Origin of the sequence: Vreelandella titanicae BH1 (assembly GCF_000336575.1) — a bacterium.
GTDB lineage: Bacteria > Pseudomonadota > Gammaproteobacteria > Pseudomonadales > Halomonadaceae > Vreelandella > Vreelandella titanicae.
Window position 1 is genome coordinate 684233 of record NZ_AOPO01000001.1, and the last position, 19447, is coordinate 703679.

The 19447-nt window shown below is 54.7% G+C and carries 15 protein-coding genes and 1 pseudogene; 9 read left to right on the forward strand and 7 right to left on the reverse strand.

What is annotated here, in order from left to right; translation table 11 throughout:
• Positions 1-256: 256 nt before the first annotated feature.
• The 6 genes and pseudogenes from HALTITAN_RS02920 to HALTITAN_RS25185 all read left to right on the forward strand — a co-directional run bounded on the left by HALTITAN_RS02920 (position 257) and on the right by HALTITAN_RS25185 (position 9449).
• Positions 257-2266, forward strand: coding sequence for a TonB-dependent receptor (locus tag HALTITAN_RS02920; RefSeq protein ID WP_230805313.1), 2010 nt, complete (start codon positions 257-259; stop codon positions 2264-2266).
• Between the two features lie 49 nt (positions 2267-2315).
• Complete coding sequence (locus HALTITAN_RS02925) at positions 2316-3314, forward strand: helix-turn-helix transcriptional regulator (protein WP_051051811.1); 999 nt, start codon at positions 2316-2318, stop codon at positions 3312-3314.
• A 157-nt stretch (positions 3315-3471) separates the two neighbouring features.
• Positions 3472-5574: a TonB-dependent siderophore receptor gene (locus HALTITAN_RS02930; RefSeq protein ID WP_039857626.1), complete on the forward strand. Its 2103-nt coding sequence runs from the start codon at positions 3472-3474 to the stop codon at positions 5572-5574.
• Positions 5575-5744: 170 nt separating this feature from the next.
• Entirely contained in the window at positions 5745-6644 is a 900-nt protein-coding gene (locus tag HALTITAN_RS02935) for an ABC transporter substrate-binding protein (RefSeq protein WP_009286192.1), read from the forward strand.
• A 106-nt stretch (positions 6645-6750) separates the two neighbouring features.
• Positions 6751-7599 (forward strand): annotated as a pseudogene (locus HALTITAN_RS02940) (YifB family Mg chelatase-like AAA ATPase); the annotation flags it as partial.
• Between the two features lie 80 nt (positions 7600-7679).
• Positions 7680-9449, forward strand: a complete 1770-nt coding sequence (locus HALTITAN_RS25185) for a hypothetical protein (protein WP_009286194.1) — start codon at positions 7680-7682, stop codon at positions 9447-9449.
• 33 nt (positions 9450-9482) lie between these two features.
• Here HALTITAN_RS25185 and HALTITAN_RS02955 read toward each other — a convergent pair whose 3' ends face one another.
• Both HALTITAN_RS02955 and HALTITAN_RS02960 read right to left on the reverse strand, forming a co-directional pair.
• The gene (locus HALTITAN_RS02955; RefSeq protein ID WP_009286195.1) at positions 9483-10853 is read right to left on the reverse strand and encodes an MFS transporter; all 1371 of its coding nucleotides are present in this window, start codon (positions 10851-10853) and stop codon (positions 9483-9485) included.
• Between the two features lie 34 nt (positions 10854-10887).
• Positions 10888-11163 (reverse strand): metal-sensing transcriptional repressor, encoded by a 276-nt coding sequence (locus HALTITAN_RS02960; RefSeq protein WP_051051813.1) that lies wholly within the window; start codon positions 11161-11163, stop codon positions 10888-10890.
• 128 nt (positions 11164-11291) lie between these two features.
• On the opposite strand from HALTITAN_RS02960, the gene HALTITAN_RS02965 reads away from it, so the two are divergent.
• From HALTITAN_RS02965 to HALTITAN_RS02975, 3 genes are read left to right on the forward strand one after another with little or no spacing between them, the layout of a single operon-like run.
• Positions 11292-11657, forward strand: coding sequence for a hypothetical protein (locus tag HALTITAN_RS02965; RefSeq protein WP_039857633.1), 366 nt, complete (start codon positions 11292-11294; stop codon positions 11655-11657).
• Between the two features lie 55 nt (positions 11658-11712).
• Positions 11713-12447, forward strand: coding sequence for a HupE/UreJ family protein (locus tag HALTITAN_RS02970; protein ID WP_009286196.1), 735 nt, complete (start codon positions 11713-11715; stop codon positions 12445-12447).
• Between the two features lie 15 nt (positions 12448-12462).
• The gene (locus tag HALTITAN_RS02975; protein WP_039857635.1) at positions 12463-13236 is read left to right on the forward strand and encodes a hypothetical protein; all 774 of its coding nucleotides are present in this window, start codon (positions 12463-12465) and stop codon (positions 13234-13236) included.
• Between the two features lie 88 nt (positions 13237-13324).
• Here the strand turns inward: HALTITAN_RS02975 and HALTITAN_RS02980 are convergent, their stop codons facing one another.
• The 5 genes from HALTITAN_RS02980 to HALTITAN_RS02995 form a co-directional block, all read right to left on the reverse strand.
• Positions 13325-14386 (reverse strand): hypothetical protein, encoded by a 1062-nt coding sequence (locus tag HALTITAN_RS02980; RefSeq protein ID WP_236614920.1) that lies wholly within the window; start codon positions 14384-14386, stop codon positions 13325-13327.
• 353 nt (positions 14387-14739) lie between these two features.
• On the reverse strand, positions 14740-15828 hold the full coding sequence (locus HALTITAN_RS26295; protein ID WP_083868672.1) for a TniQ family protein: 1089 nt from the start codon (positions 15826-15828) through the stop codon (positions 14740-14742).
• Complete coding sequence (locus tag HALTITAN_RS02985) at positions 15828-16712, reverse strand: TniB family NTP-binding protein (RefSeq protein ID WP_009286198.1); 885 nt, start codon at positions 16710-16712, stop codon at positions 15828-15830. The genes HALTITAN_RS26295 and HALTITAN_RS02985 overlap by 1 nt, the downstream gene beginning before the upstream one ends.
• Positions 16709-18637 carry a Mu transposase C-terminal domain-containing protein gene (locus tag HALTITAN_RS02990; RefSeq protein WP_039857641.1) on the reverse strand — a complete coding sequence of 643 codons (1929 nt, stop codon included), beginning with the start codon at positions 18635-18637 and terminating at the stop codon, positions 16709-16711. Before HALTITAN_RS02990 ends, HALTITAN_RS02985 begins: the two co-directional genes overlap by 4 nt.
• The gene (locus HALTITAN_RS02995) at positions 18630-19310 is read right to left on the reverse strand and encodes a heteromeric transposase endonuclease subunit TnsA (protein ID WP_039857643.1); all 681 of its coding nucleotides are present in this window, start codon (positions 19308-19310) and stop codon (positions 18630-18632) included. The genes HALTITAN_RS02990 and HALTITAN_RS02995 overlap by 8 nt, the downstream gene beginning before the upstream one ends.
• Positions 19311-19447: the final 137 nt, after the last annotated feature.

Here is a 19447-nt window from a genome sequence, read left to right on the forward strand (position 1 = left end):
AAATAAATACGAATCACTATCGTTGACTTTGTTTTTCGTGGTGATACTCTCCGCCTTTGATTTTCTTACCGTCTGCGGATTGTTCACTATGCACGCCCTGTCACTATCAAACCTATCTGTTGCAAAGCTGCCTTTTGCAAAGCCTTTCTTTTCGCCGTCGTCTGTTTCAATATCTGGGCTTGTTGGCACCGGCCTGTTACTGAGCTTCTCCAATGGCGTTTTCGCCCAAAATACTGCGTCTAGCGCCGACGAGTCCATGGTGGTCGTTGGATCGCGCACTCCTAGTCAGATCAGTCAAATTCCCGGTGCTGTATGGGTAATTGACAAAGAGATGCTGCAACAGCAGACCCGCAATGGTGCAGACCTAAAGACAGCATTGGGGCATCTGGTACCGGGGTTGGATCTGGCGCCTCAAGGGCGCACCAATTATGGGCAAAACATGCGAGGCCGGGGCGTGCAGGTGCTCATCGACGGCGTATCGCTGAACAGTTCCCGTGGGCTTTCCCGACAGTTCGATGCCATCGATCCCTTCAATATTGAGCGCGTGGAAGTGCTTTCCGGCGCCAGCAGCCTGTATGGCGGCGGTGCTACGGGGGGCTTGATCAATATCATTACCCGCAAAGGTGAAGAAGGCCTGAACTGGCGTACTGAAGCAGGCATCACCACCGGCTTCAACAACAGCGATGACATAGATCGACGCCTCGCACAATCCATCAGCGGTGGTAACGAGCGGGTTCAAGGCTATCTGGGTACCGCCATTGGCGACAACGGCCGCCACTATGACGGCAGCGGCCAGGAAATCTTTCCCGATATCGCCCAGACCGACCTACAGGATAATCGCAGCATTGATGTATTGGGCAACCTCTCTTTCCGCTTGACCGATGAACAGAGTCTGGAACTGGGTGCCCAGCTGTACCGTTCAGGCTATGAAGGTGACCGGGGTGTTTACTTTCCCAACCTCGACGCTGCCACGCCCAACTTGAACGATGCCGAAATTCGCGATGGCTACCGTTCACAGCGCGATCCGGAAACCGACCGTAAGCTCGTCAACGTCAACTATCACCACGCCAACCTGTGGGGGCAAAACTTCTACCTGCAGGCATTCCACCGGGAGGAGGAGTCCAGCTTCCAGGCATTTCCCTACCCAGTCGCCGACGGCCTGCAATTTCGCGCCTCGCAACAAAACACCGATTTAAGCGGCATCAAAGCGCTGTTTGAATCGCGCCTGGGTGATGACGTTTCGCTAACCTACGGCCTCGATCTGGATCGTGAAACCTTCGATGCCAGCCAGATGCTGTTCGATACCGACATATCGGATGCTTCCGGCGGCCTGGTTCAGCAGGCATCGGGGGTTGAGCCTCGCTACCCCGGTTATCAAGTGGACGGGCTTTCAGGCTTCCTCCAGGGCGACTGGCAGGCCACCCAGGCGCTCAAGCTCTCCGCAGGGTTGCGGCAGCAGCATATGGACGTCGAGGTGGATGAATTCCAGGGGATTCCTGGCGGCGAGAATGACTATGAAGCAACGCTCTTCAATGCCAGCGCCCTCTACGACTACGGCAACGGTCACCAGAACTGGCTGCAGTTTAGCCAGGGCTTCGAACTGCCAGATCCTGCCAAATATTACGGCAAGAGCCCCGACGTAAGTGTCGATAACAACCCGTTATCTGCCATCGAGACGGATCAGATAGAGCTAGGCTGGCGCTACCAGGGTGGCAACTGGACGACCCAAACAGCGCTTTACTACGCCTGGTCGGACAAAGCGGTAGAGAACGCCGAGGATTTAAGCGTCAGCGTCGTCGATGAGAAGAAACGCGACTTCGGCCTGGAAAGCGCCGTGACCCGTTACTTTGATAATGGCCTGGAGGCAGGGGGCACCCTGCACCTGGTGCGTTCCGAGCAGGAGAACGACCAAGGGGAGTGGGAGAAGCGTGACGCCCGCTATGCATCGCTCTCTTCCGCCACTGCCTTTATTGGCTGGACGGACTATGTACGTTCGGCTCGCTTGCAGGCCAACCACAACTTCGACCTGAAAGACGATGCCGACCGCGAGATCGATGGCAATACCACCCTCGACTTATCGCTCAGCCAGGAAACCGATTTTGGCACCTTAAGCCTGGGAGTGCAGAACCTGCTGGATGATCAGTACTCCACCGTCTGGGGTCAGCGAGCCGCCATGTTCTATTCGCCCTACTACGGCCCAGAGTACCTCTACGACTACCAGGGCCGCGGGCGTACTTACACCCTGAACTGGTCGATGGAGTACTGAGTGCTGGTTCGCTACTCGCTGACAACCGCTCAAGGGTGAGGTAACGGGGATGGCTACACTCGGCTCAATAACGTCATCTTGCGTACCACTAACCACCCATGACCTGCTGGCTATTGGTCAGCGCTTCGGGATCGACTACCGCTTTCCCGAAGCGCCTGACCGCTCCCAGCCAGCGCCTTGTGTTGCCCATGGGCGGGTGATGGACGTTGAGGTAGACCCCACGCTGCGGGTGACACACTCTGATCTTGATGTCCTGCACGCTTACGCCTCCACTTCCCGGCGTGCCGCGCCGTGGTTTCTCAGCGTGATACTCGAGGGCCATATCCAAGTCGGCCTAGGGCACCAGTCGTTTCAGTTGCAGGCCGGCGACGCCTTCAGTGCCCATTTCAACGAGCAGACCGGGCTTGAGGTCTTCCAGCCCGCGCCACAACGATTGCGCATTCTCAACGTATCGATTCTGGCTTGCACAGAGCCTCTCTCTTTCTCGCCCATTAGCTGTTCGCCTATCAATGTTGCCCCTCCGGCAGCGCCCGTACTGCATACTTGGCAGGTGCCGCAGTTCCTTATCCATAGTCTGGAGGCAGCACTGGCTTCGAACTGGTCAGTAGAGCGGCAGCGCCTGCTATGGCAGGGGCTCGCGCTCCAGTTGTTAGCTCATGGGCTGCCTGCCGCCTCCCTTGAGTCCAGCGACGAAGAAAAGGCAGTCAGCCTGCCACCGGGTTTAACCCAGCGCGACCACCAGCGCCTGGAGCACTTGCGTCAGCAGCTCGAACACTCCCCCAACCAGGATTATCGGCTTGAGCAGTTGGCCCGCAATGCCGCGATGAGCCCGAGCAGCCTACGCACCAAGTTTCACCGCTGTTACGGCTGCTCGATATTCGACTACCTACGACGTTGTCGCCTGACCCAAGCTCAAGCGTACTTACGCAAAGGTTATAGCGTGCAGCAAACCGCTCACGCCTGTGGCTACCGCCACGCCACCAATTTTGCCACCGCCTTTAAGCGCGCTTTTGGCATTGCGCCCCATGAAGTACACCATCGCCATTAAAGCCGCAGGGTTGTTTTTGGAGCGCTAAGTTCCTCTGTTGGACGTTTTTTGGCAGTACGCATACTCCCTTTGTCATTGCGCATACCTTTCAGTAGCCATTAAGCGCAATAATTCTCATTAACACATTGGTTAATTGATGCTTATTGCAGGTGCCTCCATGCTCATCCCCCATCACCGTTTTCTACGCTCTCCGCTTAGCGTCGCCGTTCTCTCGGCACTGGCTGTTTCCCCGGTATACGCTCAAGAAAGCACCGAGTTAGCCACCGTCACGGTGACTGCCCAGCAGGCTGCCACCAAAGTGGAAACGCCGACGATCGAAATACCCCAGAGCGTTTCCACGATCACCCGCGAACAGATGGATAACCGCGGCGTAAGTACCGTGCAGCGCGCCACCGACTACACGCCAGGTGTTTACAGCAATCAGGTAGGCGCCTCCAATCGCTTCGACTACCTGGTACTGCGCGGTTTTTCTGACGGCAGCTTGAGCAATACCTTCCTGGATGGCCTGAAAGTAATGGGGGATGCCAACTCCCATAGCAGTATGCGCATTGACCCATGGTTTCTGGAAAGCATTGAAGTGGTGCGCGGGCCCGCCTCGGTACTCTATGGACGCGCTTCCCCTGGCGGGGTGGTCGCCCTGAACAGCAAGCGGCCGGAATTTGAACAGGGCGGTGAGCTGCGTTTTCGAGTGGGTAATCATAACCAGCGCAGCGCCGCTTTTGACCTCACCGGGCCGATTGGCGAAGAGCAGCGGGTGGCCTTTCGCCTAACCGGGATTGCCAGCGCCGCGGATACCCAGTTTGGCCCGGCAGAAGAGCAGCGCTACGCCATTGCGCCCCGGCTCACCTGGGATATCACCGATGACACCAGCCTCACCGTAGAAGCCTACCTACAGGATGAACCCGAAGGCGGCTACCACTCCGGCGTACCCTATGAGGGGGCCGTGGTCGCCCATAATGGCCACAAGATCAGCAACAACTTCTTTGATGGTGAAAAGGATTACGACACCTACGAGCGAACCCAACGCATGTTCGGCTACGCCCTGGAACACCGCTTCAACGACCAGGTGACCGGCCGCCAATTGATGCGCTATCTCAATTCCGACGTAGTGCTCAATCAAGTCTATGGCTATGGTTGGACGTCACCGACCTCTGACGAGCTCACCCGCTACTACTCCGGCAGCAATGAATCTCTGGAAGCCTGGACACTCGATAACCAGCTTGAAGCCACACTCAGCAGCGGCTTTATGGATCACACGCTGCTGTTTGGAGTGGATTACCAGCAGCGGGAAAACGACGTGTCATGGCCCACTGGGTATTTCCCGCCGCTCAATGCGTTTGACCCGGTTTATGGCAGCGACCCCATCGAGTTTTACGCCCCGGTGCGCGAACGCCATGAGATCGACCAGACCGGGGTTTACCTGCAAGACCAGATAGCCCTCGTTAACTGGCGCTTCACCCTGGGTGGCCGCTACGACTGGGTCAATATCGACAATGCCAACCGCGATAGCGGTGATACCAGTTCCCTTAGCGACACCCAGTTCAGTGGCCGCGCCGGGGTGGTCTACCTGTTCGATAACGGCGTAGCGCCCTACCTGAGCTACTCTACCGCCTTCACCCCCACCAGTTTCGTGGATGAGAGTGGCGATCTGCTCCAGCCCATGGAAGGCGAACAGTGGGAAACCGGCGTTAAATACCAGCCTAACGGTAGCCAAAACCAATACAGCGCGGCGCTGTTCCATATCGGTCAGGAGAACGTCGCCACCAAAGAGCAGCCCACCGACCCATACCGAGCCGTAGGGGAGATCGAATCCCAAGGGTTGGAGCTGGAAGCGCAAACCCAGCTAACGGATACCCTCTCGCTTCAGGCAGGCTATAGCTTCACCGACATCACCTACGCCAAAAGCGATGATGGCAACCAGGGCAACAACGCGATTTACTCCCCACGGCACCAAGTGCAGCTATGGGGCCACTACCAGGCCAACGACGGCTGGCTGAACGGCGTGGATATGGGTGTCGGCGTGCGTCACTACGCCGATATCGCCGCTGACCGGGCCAATACCGAAACCGTGCCCGACTACACTCTGGTGGATGCCACCATTGGCTACGACCTCAGCCAACTCGGCGTAGAAGGGGTCGAAACACGTTTAAACGTGAACAATTTATTGGATAAAGAGTACGTGGCCTCCTGCAACTCCCTGGAGTACTGCTACTTCGGTGCCGAGCGCGGCGTCACCGCCAGTGTTCACTACCGTTTCTAAACGCTCGTGCTAGGCGACGGCTCAAGCCCTTGTCTAAGCATTATTAACTTATTGTAACCTAACCTGCCCAGGCCACTGTGCCTGGGCTTTTTTTCTTGAATGCAGGTTTGCAAACAATAAATATTATCGTTTAAATACAGCTCTTATTTTCTGGATGGCCTCTCACCACCATGTGCCACACCAACCTGTTCTCATTGCTCGCGCGCTGCGGGCTGTTCGCTGTTTGTATGCTGAGCGTTTCTACTGCCCAGGCGCAGTGGGCCACGGTGGACTGGACGATTGCCGAAACCTTGCTGGCGATTGATGCGCCGGTTAGCAGCGTCGCCCAGCAGAGTGACTACCATGCCTGGGTAGGCGAGCCACGTATTCCCGATAGTGCCACCGATATGGGCCTGCGCACCCAGCCCAACATGGAACTACTGGCCCAAGTGCCGCCAGAGCAAACGCTGATCTCGCCCATGTTTGCCGGTTTGACACCGCGCCTGGAGCGCATCGCCCCGGTCACTTCATTCTCGCTCTACTCCCCCGGCACCGATACCTGGCAGGAAATGCAAACCCTGACCCGTCAGCTAGGCGAGTTAACCGAGCGCCAGCCCCAGGCCGAGCAGCTTATTGAAGACACCCAAACATTGATGGCCACGCTGCGCGAATCCCGGCCCCTCTCACAGTCAGAAATCGCACCGCTACTGATGGTGCAGTTTATGGATGCCCGCCACGTGCGGGTGTTTGGGGAAAACAGCTTGTACAACGCCGTTCTGGAGCAGCTCGACCTCCCCAATGCCTGGGATCAATCCACAAATGCCTGGGGATTTGCGCTGGTAGGGATTGAAGCGCTGGCGCGCTACCCAGAAGTAACGATGGTAATCATCGACCCGCTGCCCGCCGGAGCCGAAGAGAAGCTTGCAAAAAGCGGCCTGTGGCAGCAGCTCCCCAGCGTCAGGCACGACAGGATAATTCACCTGCCGCCGGTATGGAGCTTCGGCGCGCTGCCCTCCGCCCAGCGCTTTGCCCGGAAGCTGACTACGGCGCTAGAGGCTGCGCCATCGGTTAGCCATCAGGGCAATGAGTAGAAGAACGTGAAGCTACCAAAGCGTTCTTAATTACGATAGGTTAAATACTTAAGGTAATGTAGCTTTAGCTTACATTGTCGTGAGTAACAACAGCAGAGGAAAGGCGATGACGCTTGCCATCGTAGCCACGCGCGCAGGCGTAGGTTTAGATGCACCGGCGGTGCATGTTGAGGTACATCTGGCCAACGGCTTGCCGGGCCTAACGCTAGTGGGCTTGCCGGAAACGGCGGTAAAAGAGAGCCGCGAACGGGTGCGCAGTGCACTGGTTAATGCAGGCTTTGATTTTCCCAATACCCGCCGTATTACCTTAAACCTCGCCCCCGCCGATCTACCTAAGGAGGGTGGCCGTTTTGATCTGCCCATTGCCCTAGGTATCCTCGCCGCCTCCGGGCAAATTCCCGTGGAAGCGCTGGAAGGTATGGAGTGCGCTGGTGAGCTGGCCCTGGATGGCAAGCTGCGCGCGGTGCCGGGCATACTGCCCTTTGCCCTGGCCACCCGGCGGGCGAAAAAAGCACTGATCATTCCCCGCGACTGCGCCGATGAAGCCGCCCTGGCAGGCGATTTGCCGGTGCTGCCTGCCGATACTCTCTGGCAGGTAGTGGCGCACTTACTCGCTCAAGAGAAGATACCCCCGCACAAGCTCAGCGCTTCGGTGAAAACCACCGCCCCGGTGGATGACCTTGCCGATGTGCGCGGCCAACAGCAGGCTCGCCGTGCGCTGGAAGTCGCGGCGGCCGGGGGGCATAACCTGTTGTTTGCAGGCCCTCCTGGCACCGGCAAAACCATGCTGGCCAGCCGCCTGCCGGGCATTCTGCCGCCGCTCTCTGAGGAGGATGCTCTGGCAGTCGCTGCTGTGCGCTCGGTTTGCGGGTTACCGCTGGAAGCGGACTGGGGAAGAAGGCCATTTCGACAGCCCCATCACAGTGCCAGCGGCGCCGCCCTGGTAGGTGGCGGCTGTCATTTTCAACAATTGTTGCGACTAAACAATAATTACTGCGACAATCTCTATGTTGAGTTTACATAGAGCGCGCCCTTGTGACGGTTTCACTCAAACAATGCAGAACCTTTAGCTTTTCAGACGGCACTCTCAAAGACGAAGCTGAACGCTTGGTCGTTTGGTGGTATGGGCCTATCGAAAAAAATACCCGCTCAGAAAGCGTCCCTAAAATTTATGTATTTTTCAGACCCATTGATAAGAATAACAATTTAGGGAATGTGATTGAGCGAACGACGGTCTTAACACATGTCGGACTATTGAGGATCGGTTCTGTCTGGGAAAAGGGGGTGAGCAACTCTCGCATCGCGTTTGATGAGAGAACATTCCCCGTTTCATTTTCTCCAGGCGGCTGGCGGATAGTCTCTCTAGATGACTTACGCAAAGCAGGGCGCAGCCTCTATACCTCCTTTCATGATGAATACTATTTGCCACTGAACAGAGAGCAAAGATCTTATCTGATCGAATTTGACCTTCCAGATGGCAAACACTTGCTCATCCCTTGCACAGAATTTTTTACTCGCGTTTACGGTCGATCCTCTGAAATCAAGCGGGTGCTCGCCACTTACCCCTGGGAGGCGGTCAAAGAACGTCTTTATCGACCGCTTAATGCGCCTGCATCCCCAGGTACATGGCCTGTCAAATTTACGTATCGTGTTCATAAACACGATGCCATTTTGCTCGCGCATATGCTGTACGACCCCTATGCTGAACAGGCCGCCAGAAAAATTTATTCACAGATTGAAGCCCGCTTCCCCGAAGATAGGATACTTTTTGAGGTCACGCCTTGGTTCCAGGGAAGCGGGGAACTCTCTGTTTCTGGCGTTCCGATTGATGGTGGCAAGACATTTCTAGGGTTGCAGATATTAGGCTGTACTCAGCCTGACGGTGCCACGATCCATCGCGAAAGAGAGAAGTCAACGACAGTACCAGCCACCGATGGCGATGATGCTCCCACTCAATTTCCCTATCATCAGCTTCCAAACATCCCCGATGTCATTGACCTGACGGATGATGAAGAGCCAGACCATGGCTCTTCTTGGCTAGACCTTACTGAGGACGAATTCGTTATTTTAGGTAAGCCTCGCGTCGTCTTGGATAAACGATATACCCGAAAAAACGTGCCCGATACACGAGGCGTCCCCGTTCCTGGTGACGAAACGATTTTCTCCACTGGAGAGCCCTATGGGTCAGGGAAGGGAGTGGGACAAGCGTCTATTCACGCCCCCATTACACTGGAGTCGCAGGGCTTTCTACGTGATATGTGGAATGCGCTTCTCTATTTAAAATCAGCCTATCCTACAGCGATTCATAGCGTTAGCTGGTTTACCTTTGAAGATGGCTTCAGCACTTCCCCTGACCCTCGGTTAATTAGCCTCGAACCCTTAGGCATAGACGATGATGTAGAAACGTCCGTGGCCAATTGGGTCTATATGGACACTCAGACCAAGGTTCCTCGCGGGGTACTCGTCATCAAGGTGCATGTGTTAGATCAAGCGCTTTATCTCATGGAACTCCAACGCCGCCCGCCTAAACCCAGAAATGGCGGTAGGGAGGAAGGGTCAAAACCTCCGTCCTACAAAGGTTTGGTATTTACGCTGGATCACCAAGGCAGCTTTGAACACTGGTTGCGCCAAGTGCTGTCTAACGTGCGGCACGTTGAAGGTGTCGTTCAAAAACTCGTTCGTCACTGCCCAGGATTCGCCGATACGTTCAAGCACCCTAAAGCCAAAAATGAAAACGTTCCCTGCGAAGCTTCTGTGATGAATGCCTTCAGTAAAGTAGGCATCACCCGTGGTGATTTAACCTAACAGGCATCTATTCACTTATCAGCCTGAAATGTGTCACGAAGGCCATCGTGTATGGTGGTTATCAATGACAAACATGTGCCGATGCACATTTCTGAGATGATAGTGGGGATGGCTATGAGGTTCAGGCCCCTCCCATCCTTCATGCTCGTGTTGATGGTGCTCGTCGTGATAGTGAAGATGGCTATGACGTATAGGCGAGTGCTCATGCGCAATCTCTATTGGATCTCTACGAGGCCAAGCAAACGCAGCAAGCCCCGTCGCCGTTAAAGCCACGGTTCCGAGCATTGCGAACGTTCCGGTCATTCCCATATTCAGCCCTAACCACCCTGCCAACGGATAGGTGATCAACCAGCAACAGTGTGACAACGAGAATTGGGCAGCAAATAGCGCTGGACGATCCTCCGGCTGGCACGAACGCTTGAGCAAGCGTCCGGTAGGGGTCATGACCATCGACGCGCCTGCACCCAATAGCCACCATAGCCCGACCAGCCCCGCAAACGATGGGCCTAGCCAGCCCAAGTAGAGACTGAGCGCCATGATAATGCCACCCAACAGCATGACTGGTCGTTCAGGCAGTCGATCCAGTACCTTAGGTAGCAGTAAGGCCACCAGCATGGAACCCCCTCCTGCGGCAGCAAAGGCCAAAGCTACTTCTTTCTCGCCAAGCCCCAACATAGAGCGCACAAGCACTACCGTATTGACGATCTGCATCGCTCCGGCGGCAGAGACCGCCAAGTTCAACGCCAACAGACCGCGCAAGCGAGGTGTTTTTAGATAAATCCGTATGCCGTGAGAAACGCGACGCCAAACGCCGGGAATTTCTTCTAGCGGTTGTGACTCAGGTAACATCACCGATATAACCAGGGAGGCAGAGATCACGAACGCCAGAGCGTTGAGTACAAACAGGACATCAAAGCTCATCACCATCAGTAATGCTGCTGCCGCCATCGGGCTAAGAAGATTCTCTAAATCGTAGGCAAGGCGTGACAGGGATAATGCTCGCGTGTATTGCTCTTCGTCTTCTAGGATGTCTGGTATTGTCGCCTGGAAAACGGGCGTGAAGCCTGCTGAGCAAGCATTGAGTAGAAAGATCAGCACATAGATTTGCCACACTTCTGTAACGAAAGGCAGTGCGCAAACCACGGCTGCTCGCAGCAAGTCGAGGCTAACCAACAACGTGCGTCGAGGTAGGCGTGAGGCGTAAGCACCCACCAGTGGCGCAATGCCCACGTAGGCGACCATCTTAATTGCCAGCGCTGTGCCTAGTACGACACCCGCCTGCCCCCCAGCAAGATCATGAGCCAGTAACGCTAGGGCAACGGTGGTCAAACCGGTGCCAATCAGTGCAATGACCTGAGCGAAAAAGAGATGGCGATAGACGCGATGGGCGAGTACATCGAGCATAGAGCGTTCCTCAAGTGAGGGGGCTTAGATGTATTTACAGGTAGCGGGCAATGGCCTTGAACTCTTCAGCCCGCGCCCGCTGCGTTTGATCCTGAGAATCCAAGGCATTCTCTAGGCAGTGATCGATATGATCTAAAACCAAGGCACGTTTGGCCTGTTGAATAGCTTTCTCAACCGCATGAAGCTGCTGAGCAATGTCCAGACACTGGCGACCGTCCTCTATCATCTGCGTCACGCTCGAAAGGTGTCCCCGAGCCCGGTTCAAGCGCTTGATGATATCGGGATGTGACTGGTGTGTATGTATTGTCATTTTCTTTCCCTTATTCTATTCCTATCCCCCTGGAAGGGATGATAAACTATTGTTGCTACGCGGCGCTACGGCGTAAGCAAACTGTTATTTACTTTTTTTATCGTCAATTTTTGTCCTGGTTGCTTTAAATGCTCAATCGGCTGCGCCACCGCCTTGGCTATCTGACCCTGCTACTGCTGTTTTTGCCTAGCCTATTGCTTACCAGTGTGGGCGAAGCGAATGCGCATGGCGCAATGAGCATGGTCGGCGTTGAGTCATCTCACCATGAGAGTGTTCAGAAGGCCCATGGGCATACCCATGGGCATGAACACGATGACGGTCGTCACCTCTCTCATGAGAGCGGCAGTCACTTCCACGAACAAGCGGACCGGTTGGGGGCGAGCATTGCCATCGCGCCGAACGTCCGTCATGCCCTGCGGCTGGGCGAACGGCGCGGTATTCCCCTGCGTCGTGTCTACCGCTTGGAGCGGCCTCCACGGCCAGTCGTTGCTTGATGACTGGGGCCATCCATCGGATGGCCAAGACTAATGACAGACCCGTGGAGGTTGCATGTTTCCATCCCAAGTAAGGGGTGCGCTCGGCTTGCCTATAATGGCCCGACGCCACGCCTTAGCCTTTCTAACCCTGCTGTTAATGCTACTGGGCGCCAGTGGCGAGGCGCTTGCTCACGCGGTGGCCGAAGGTGACAAGGGCTACATCCAAGAGATCTATGGCGTTCATCTGATCTCGTTTATGTATCTCGGTGCCAAGCACATGGTAACGGGGTATGACCACATTCTGTTTTTGCTAGGGGTCATCTTTTTCCTCTACCGAATGCAGCATATCGCTATTTACGTCAGCCTCTTTGCCATCGGTCACTCGACGACCATGCTACTAGGGGTGTACTTCAATATCGGCATCAATAGCTACCTCATCGATGCCATCATCGGGCTCTCCGTTGTTTACAAGGCGCTCGATAACATCGGTGCGTATCAGCGCTGGTTCGGCTTTCAGCCCAACACCAAGGTAGCCACATCGGTGTTCGGTCTGTTTCATGGCTTTGGCCTGTCGAGCAAGATCATTGAGTACGATATCGCTCCCGATGGCCTCGTCCCTAACCTTCTGGCATTCAATATAGGCGTAGAGATCGGCCAGCTACTGGCATTGAGCGCTATTCTCATCGTAATGGGCTTCTGGCGACGCACTACTGGCTTCTTACGCCATGCGTATACCGCCAACGTCGCCATGATGTGTGCTGGTTTTATGCTGGTGGGTTATCAACTGACCGGCTATTTCATCGCCTAATTGAAGGAGTCCCTGATGTATAACACTGATCTTCCAACCCGTGCCGAACTACCATCAACGGGTCAGTTACTTCGCTCTACGCTAATAGCAGCGGTTATTGCCGTCGCTTTACTGATCACGGTTGTGTTACCTGCTGAGTATGCCATTGACCCCACCGGCGCTGGGCGCTTGCTGGGGCTGACTGAGATGGGAGAAATCAAGACCCAGTTAGCCGAAGAAGCCGAACTCGATCAGGCTAACGATCAAGCCAGCGCCCAACAAACTGCTCAAGCCACTGCACCTCAAGAGGCTGCTAGTGATAGCCAACCTTCGACCGCAACCGCTACTGCTGTGCCAACTTCAGACGTAGAGACGGAGCAGGTAGCCGCTTCGTTACCAGAAGGTCAAGAGATGGTGCAGACTGAAGCAAACGTAGCGCTTGCTGACGCTCCTGCCGCTGAGGAGACACCTTCCCAGGCAACTGAAGAAACTGCGGCATGGGGTGATGAGGTGACATTCACACTCACCCCGGGTGAAGGTACCGAGTATAAGCTAACGATGGAAGAAGGTGCTGTCGCGACATTCGCTTGGGCGTCCGACGGCGGGCCACTTAATTTTGACACTCACGGCGATGGCAATGGGAACTCCATCAGCTACGAGAAGGGGCGTGGCGTACCCGAAGATGAGGGAGAGCTGGAAGCTGCTTTCACCGGCAACCACGGCTGGTTCTTCCGTAACCGCAATGACAACGACGTGACCGTGGTCTTGCGTGTTGGGGGAGACTACGGGGAGCTGAAAGGTATGCTTTGATCCCCTTAACTGAACCGCTCCGGCCAAAAAGGCCGGGGCGGCCCCCATAGCGCACCTAACGACAAACAGCAAAGCTAACGTTTTACTCTTATACAATAGGCAGCCAGTAGCTCACGCCCTCCATGCTAACCCGAACCCCGTCCCCTGAATGCTCCACGGCCTGCTGACGGAGTACTTTTTTAGATACTTTCTTGTCATGAAAGTATTCCATGGCAGTGACGACCCATCGCTCCTTCCACTCCTCCCCTTGATCAGCTGACTTAGCCATTTGCATCATGGTGCGAGCCAACTTTTCTTTTCGCCGTTTTCCTGCCCGTTTCTCATCCACCCTAGGGGTCAGTGTGGTGGCATGTTGGCGATTTAAGAAATTGGTAAACCCCGTCACCGAGGCTGCTTGTCCGGGCACCGCACTCAAGTAACTGTCCACATCGCCCTGATTAGGTAGCCGCTGTCCCTCTCGGTCAGTATTGAGTAACAATGCGGCTGCCGCGCTTAGTGCAAAGCGTGCGGACGTATGGGACGTTCTGCCCGCCTCAATACGTGCTTCTAATTGCTGCCAATAGGTTTGCAGCACACTTTCTGATAACGAAGCGGACGGCATGGAACTGAGGTACGCCTGAATACGCCGTTTCTCCGAGCTTATGCGCTTGGCCTGATGATCCGGCTCAACCCCTTTCTCTTCATGCAACCAGCGCATAGGGAGCCTCACTCGCCGCAACCCCTCAGCCCCAAAGTGATGGAGCAGCTCCAGATAACTTGGTATGCGTGACCATGCCTGGTCGAGCTCAAGGAAGAATAATAAGAAGGTGTTGATCTTTAGTGCCGCTTTATGCGGTCCCGTGGTGCGAATCAACCATTCACCAAACTCCCCAAATGCCTCACTTAACGCTTTGGCACTGATGCCAGCTTGGCCAATAGTGACCCGCTTACGACATGTCCGCGTCCAGTAGCAGGGCTCACAGACATCGCCTCGCCCCGCTGGCATAGGATGACCACAAGATGGACAGGTAATCTCACCTTGTTCATAACAGGCCTTGCACAATGCATCACCGCTAGATGCCACCACTAATAAGCGATGTCGACGACACGCAGAGCAGGTACCGTGGTCTGCCGTCGCACAGCTTGGACATAAGCGATGGTCATTTCCCATACGAGTCACCCGGGTAAGACGTTGAGACGGCTTCCCACACGCCTCGCAAGGCTCTGATTCTCTAAAATAGGGAGCACAGGCGTTACAAACAGGGCCGTAGGGAGTGACCTTGCCGATGTTGTAGTCTGAACTGGCTTTCCCACATCGCGCGCACGGTTTGTCGACATCACACTGGCGACAGACGGCTTCTGGGTCATTCTTAGGCAGACGAGCTAACTCACCACATCGTGGGCACATTCGCCGCTTAAACACCCGAGCATAGCAAGTTGAGCAGTAACCATGCCCCTTATGGCGTCGCCACAATTTGGAGACTTCTCGACCACACTCATCGCAGTCTACCGTTTTGTGTTGCTTCAAGAGGTTGGCTCCGCTTTCATTCTCCGTTTTAAACGCGCCCATGAGGCTCTCACTGCGCGTTCCGACGTAGGGCGATGATCCGGTTGAGCGCGGCGGCGATGTGGCCCATGCGGGTGATGAGATAACCGTGATAACAACGGCAACAACATAACGGGGGGTGACTTTCGGGGATCATGAAGCGCACTCGTTTTGACATTACAATCGACCAGAGCGCTAAACGTTTTTTCAAGGCCTATACTTAGCAAACGCTCCACCGCCGCTAATAAAGCACAACGCTCGTTGACAGGCAGCAGCTCAAACGCCAACCCAGACACAGGCATTCGGCAATCCGTAACCGAAATGCCCAATGATAGAAGCGCATCGCCGAGGGGTGACGCAGGCCTCCGACTTGCACGCCGTACAACGCTAAGAAAGAAGGTCACCATAGAAAACCAATCGGCAGGTGCGATAGAGGCCTGCCTAAACGTCACGTTATCCGATTTTAAAACACGATCCGCCATCACTTGGAAACTGAACGCTTCAGGTAAATACGACGTGCACACCGCCTTCCTAAAATCGTCATGACACCGGCTGCACTGAGCTAAATGTTGATCTTCCGCTGACAGGCGATGGGGCTCTATCGGGGCCTTACATGCTGGGCACTCATCTATCAGCTGCACCCCATGAAAGCGGCACCCAATGTGCCAAGCGAATCGCCAGTGTCGGCGCAAGTAGGGGGTTGAGTCCTCTGCCAAGCACAACGTGCATACCTGTTGTCCTCCATAGCGGGTTCGATTGCGGCTGCCGAGTGCTAACAACCAGGGCCAAGTCCGCGTTTCCGGTAATGAGTAACCAGCCACTTTCTCACAATCGTCCCTCATCCCAGCCTTCTGAAAATCAGCGTAAGAGATCCCCGAGGCATTGACTAATGGGCGCATTCTGACGAGGGGAATTTCCCTATCAATATCCCTTATCCATATACGCCATGTTGGCCAAATAGCCCCAGTGAGCGACAAAGGATCACATCCCTGTCTCAACGCCGCCCGTACCAACCATGAAGAAAGGGATTCCTCAGGCAACAGAGGCACACTCAGCGCCCACGGCATTACAGCATCACTTCCCTAATGCCACGGGTTGGCCGCACCCACGATTTACTCTGAATAATTTTCTCATCGATGCGCTCAGCTCCAGACAAAATAGCGGCATTTGCACACTCAATCAGCAGCCGGTGCAGGTCACCCAAATTACCGCCAGAAATCGCGTGGAGCTGAGTAGCTAATTGTGGCTCATGCAGTTGGGAAGGGTGTTTGAGCGGTAGGATCTTCTCAAAGCCAGCAAGCAGCTTCTGAAACTCCTGATTGAGCTCCCACTTCGGTAATGCAACCACATCAAAGCGACTCGCATGCTGCGGATCTGAATGCAGCACACGCACAGCATCCTGCGTACCCACACCAACGATGGGAATCATCAACTCATTGCATAAGAGCTTAATGGCATTCATCGTTTCCCGCTGCTTGACGGCTCCACCGGTTAACAGTGAGTGGAACTCATCAATGATCAGCAGCCGCGTATGGCAAGCACGCAGTTGATGAATCACCTGGTAGCGCAGCTTGGGAACCGGGTCTGTAGGACGGTAGGGAGCCCAAAAGCTCTCTAGCACTGCGATATACAGACTTTTCTCATCGGCACTCGGTGGGGCTTGAGTGACGATCACGGATTTCACCGGTTCTACGTCTTCATTCACATAGCCCTCACCGTACTGTTTACGAAACCGTTGAACGATGGTTGTCTTTCCGTTGTTGGAGTCACCCACGAGCAAAAGGTTAGGCATACGAGGGCGACTAGGCTTCTCCATCAGCCCACGCATGACCTCAATGACACGATTAGCCAATGGATACCCCAACCATCGCGGTTGATCCATAAACTCCATTCGCTCTTTAGCGGACAGCCCCAAGACATGACGAAGATCAGGATGAAGGTGTGTGCTCATGCTATGTCCCAGTTCACATCGATATCACCCGATAAGAGACCGTCTCCCTGAGTGGGTGATTCTTTGGGAGCTGCGGTTGAGTGTGCATGTAAAAGGGGATCAGCAGGCGTCACCTTTTTCTCATGCTCTTTACGTCGTTGTGCCTGACGGCGACTTCGCTTGGTACGTGCTTGCGACTCTTCCACATGGGTTCGCAGTTCACTAATAGCGCGTAGGATTTCAGACTCATTGACCGAGCTCCTGCCTTCCTGGCGAAGGCGCGCTTTGGCCTGGGCATGCTCCCAAACACTCATCGAGGGGAGGGCGAGATTTGCAAAGGGCACGCGAAAATAGTGCCCGAGCTCCGGGTCTTTGAACCAAATGACGCTAATGTCACGAGGGTCACGCCGAAACACAAAGATGCGTTTCTTGTTTGGCGTATCTGGATCTTTGGCATTGATCCACGGCCTTAGCGCCTCATCGTAATAGTTCATGCCATCGATGGTCACACCAAAGGTCTGGATCGTGCGCTGAAAGCTGGGCAAAAAATCGAGCAATACAGAAAGTCTATCAGCAGGCCGTGGCGCTAAGCCCACTCCCTGCACGTCAGCATTGCCAAACACACCGATTTCCCATTTCCGCATCGGTGACATACCAATTCCAGAATGAAGACGCTGGTGGTAAACCTTACAAATCAACGTCACCAGCCACTCTTCAAACTCGCTTTTCGTCATGGCCGCGTGCTTCTCTGGATCGTACCCCTCTTTCTCTTTGATGGAGGAGAAGGTCGTCCCAGGCAGGTTATGGATCTCCTTGAGAAGAGAGCCCAGCAACCGCTCGATGTGGCCACCGTAACGAGGCTGCTTAACAGGCCGAAATTCAAGGTTGATCCCATGGGCTAGGCATGAGCGCCGAAACGTCTCTGAGCGAAAATCTGGGCCGTTATCGACATGAATCGTGGCAGGAGTGCCCCATACCGGCCACTCTGCCTTCACGTTATGCAGCAGCAACCATTCATCTTTAGGCAGCATTGATTGAGCCACACACATGCCGACGGATGTTTCAGAGGGTGGATCGAACGATAAGTAATACCCCGTGACCACACGGGTACACACGTCCATGGCCAACGTGATCCATGGTCGACCAATCGGCTTGCGATGCACGTCATCCACCAAAATAATATCGGCAGGCGTATGGTCAATCTGCATGACCGCTAGCGGATAGTCCGCATTGGGGAATTTCCCGGCAGCCGGCTGAAACTTGTTAATGGCTTTGTCTCTAAAGCCATGGCCACGCAACCGGTCACGCTCTGGGATATCCCGCAGACGAGCACGAACGGTACCAGGGCTCGGCGGGTCGATGCGCCGTTCATGACAACGCCGCATCACTTCCTGTACCGCTTTTTGCGCGGAGGGACGCTGCAGCGTCAGGTACACGTCTTTGATGACTTCCTGAATTACCGCCTCAGCATGCGCGGGGATACGTGACTTACCCTTCTTCCATCCTGGCTTTTGAGGAATTAATGCAAGCACCGAACCCGTCGCCTTGTATCGCTTCAGCCAACGGTAGATCGTGGCCGTATCCACGCCGGTTTGTTTAGCACGCTCTTCCGCTGCATCTCGACCGATAGTATGGCGATCCACCAAGGGCTTAATGATGGAAAGGCGGTGCTCAGCCTCCCGCCAATCGGCATCCCCAATCTCAGACATATCCTGCTCAAGGGGGGTAGGCCCGTTATGAAAAGGCGTTAATTCACTGATGCGAAGCGGGCAACTACGCCCAGTTTCAACAGCGATGCCGATGACCGTCTCAAAATCGAGCACCTGAGAAATTCGGTAAACGGTGTCATCTTTCTGAACCTGCTCACCCACCGTGATCTGCAAGTGTTGGCGTGTTTGGGCGACGCCGTTACTGGGTTCAGCTGTGTTGTCACGATGATTATTCATAATCGGGTACCCACACCTCTGATAGAGGGCTAAAGGATTGAGCCATATCGCAATCTAGCTGCCGGGTCGCCAGCAGATGCCATAAATGCGCAATTCCCTCTGCCCGGTAAATGTCACCCATGAAGTGCCGAGACAGCAGGTAATCCAAGGTCGCCACCCCCATCTCCCTCACCGTGTTGAGCACTGCCTGGCTTTCAACAGAGGGAAACACCATTCGTTTGTAACGCGCCAAGAAAGTGATGTTGTCCAGGGTTTTATCACGAATGCGGCTCTCATCATGAATGCTAAAAGACCATCCCTCGTTGCTAGCATGCCGCATCGCCGCCTTCCATTTAGGCGACCATTCACGCCAATGTGCTTGCCACTTTTCCCGTGGTTTGACCTCCACCAAGAGAGGTTTGGGGTAATCCCTGTAATGACGGTTACCGAGACGGTAATAAACCAAATAATCAGGCGTGTAGGTGTAACACCTACCGGTCACGGGATGATGAAACGGAATCTCGCACGGCTGGGAAATCACACCAAGGACGCTTACATCAAAGTCAGCCTTGATGAGGAAATCACGTTCAAGCGTCGACTCGAACGCAATAGACTCCTCCCCGCGAAAGGCATAGTAGCCAGACACGCTTCGACGGGTAGGGCCGATGTTACGAACAGATGTAGGCAGTGGCATGAGCAGTCGCACCAAATATTAAATAAAACGCAGCCTGTCGCAGCAATTTCTATTAATTCTGTCGCATTCAATCCTGTACAGACTACCATAATAGCCCGATATTACGCGCTGAGGGTCGCATTAATTGCTGAAAATGA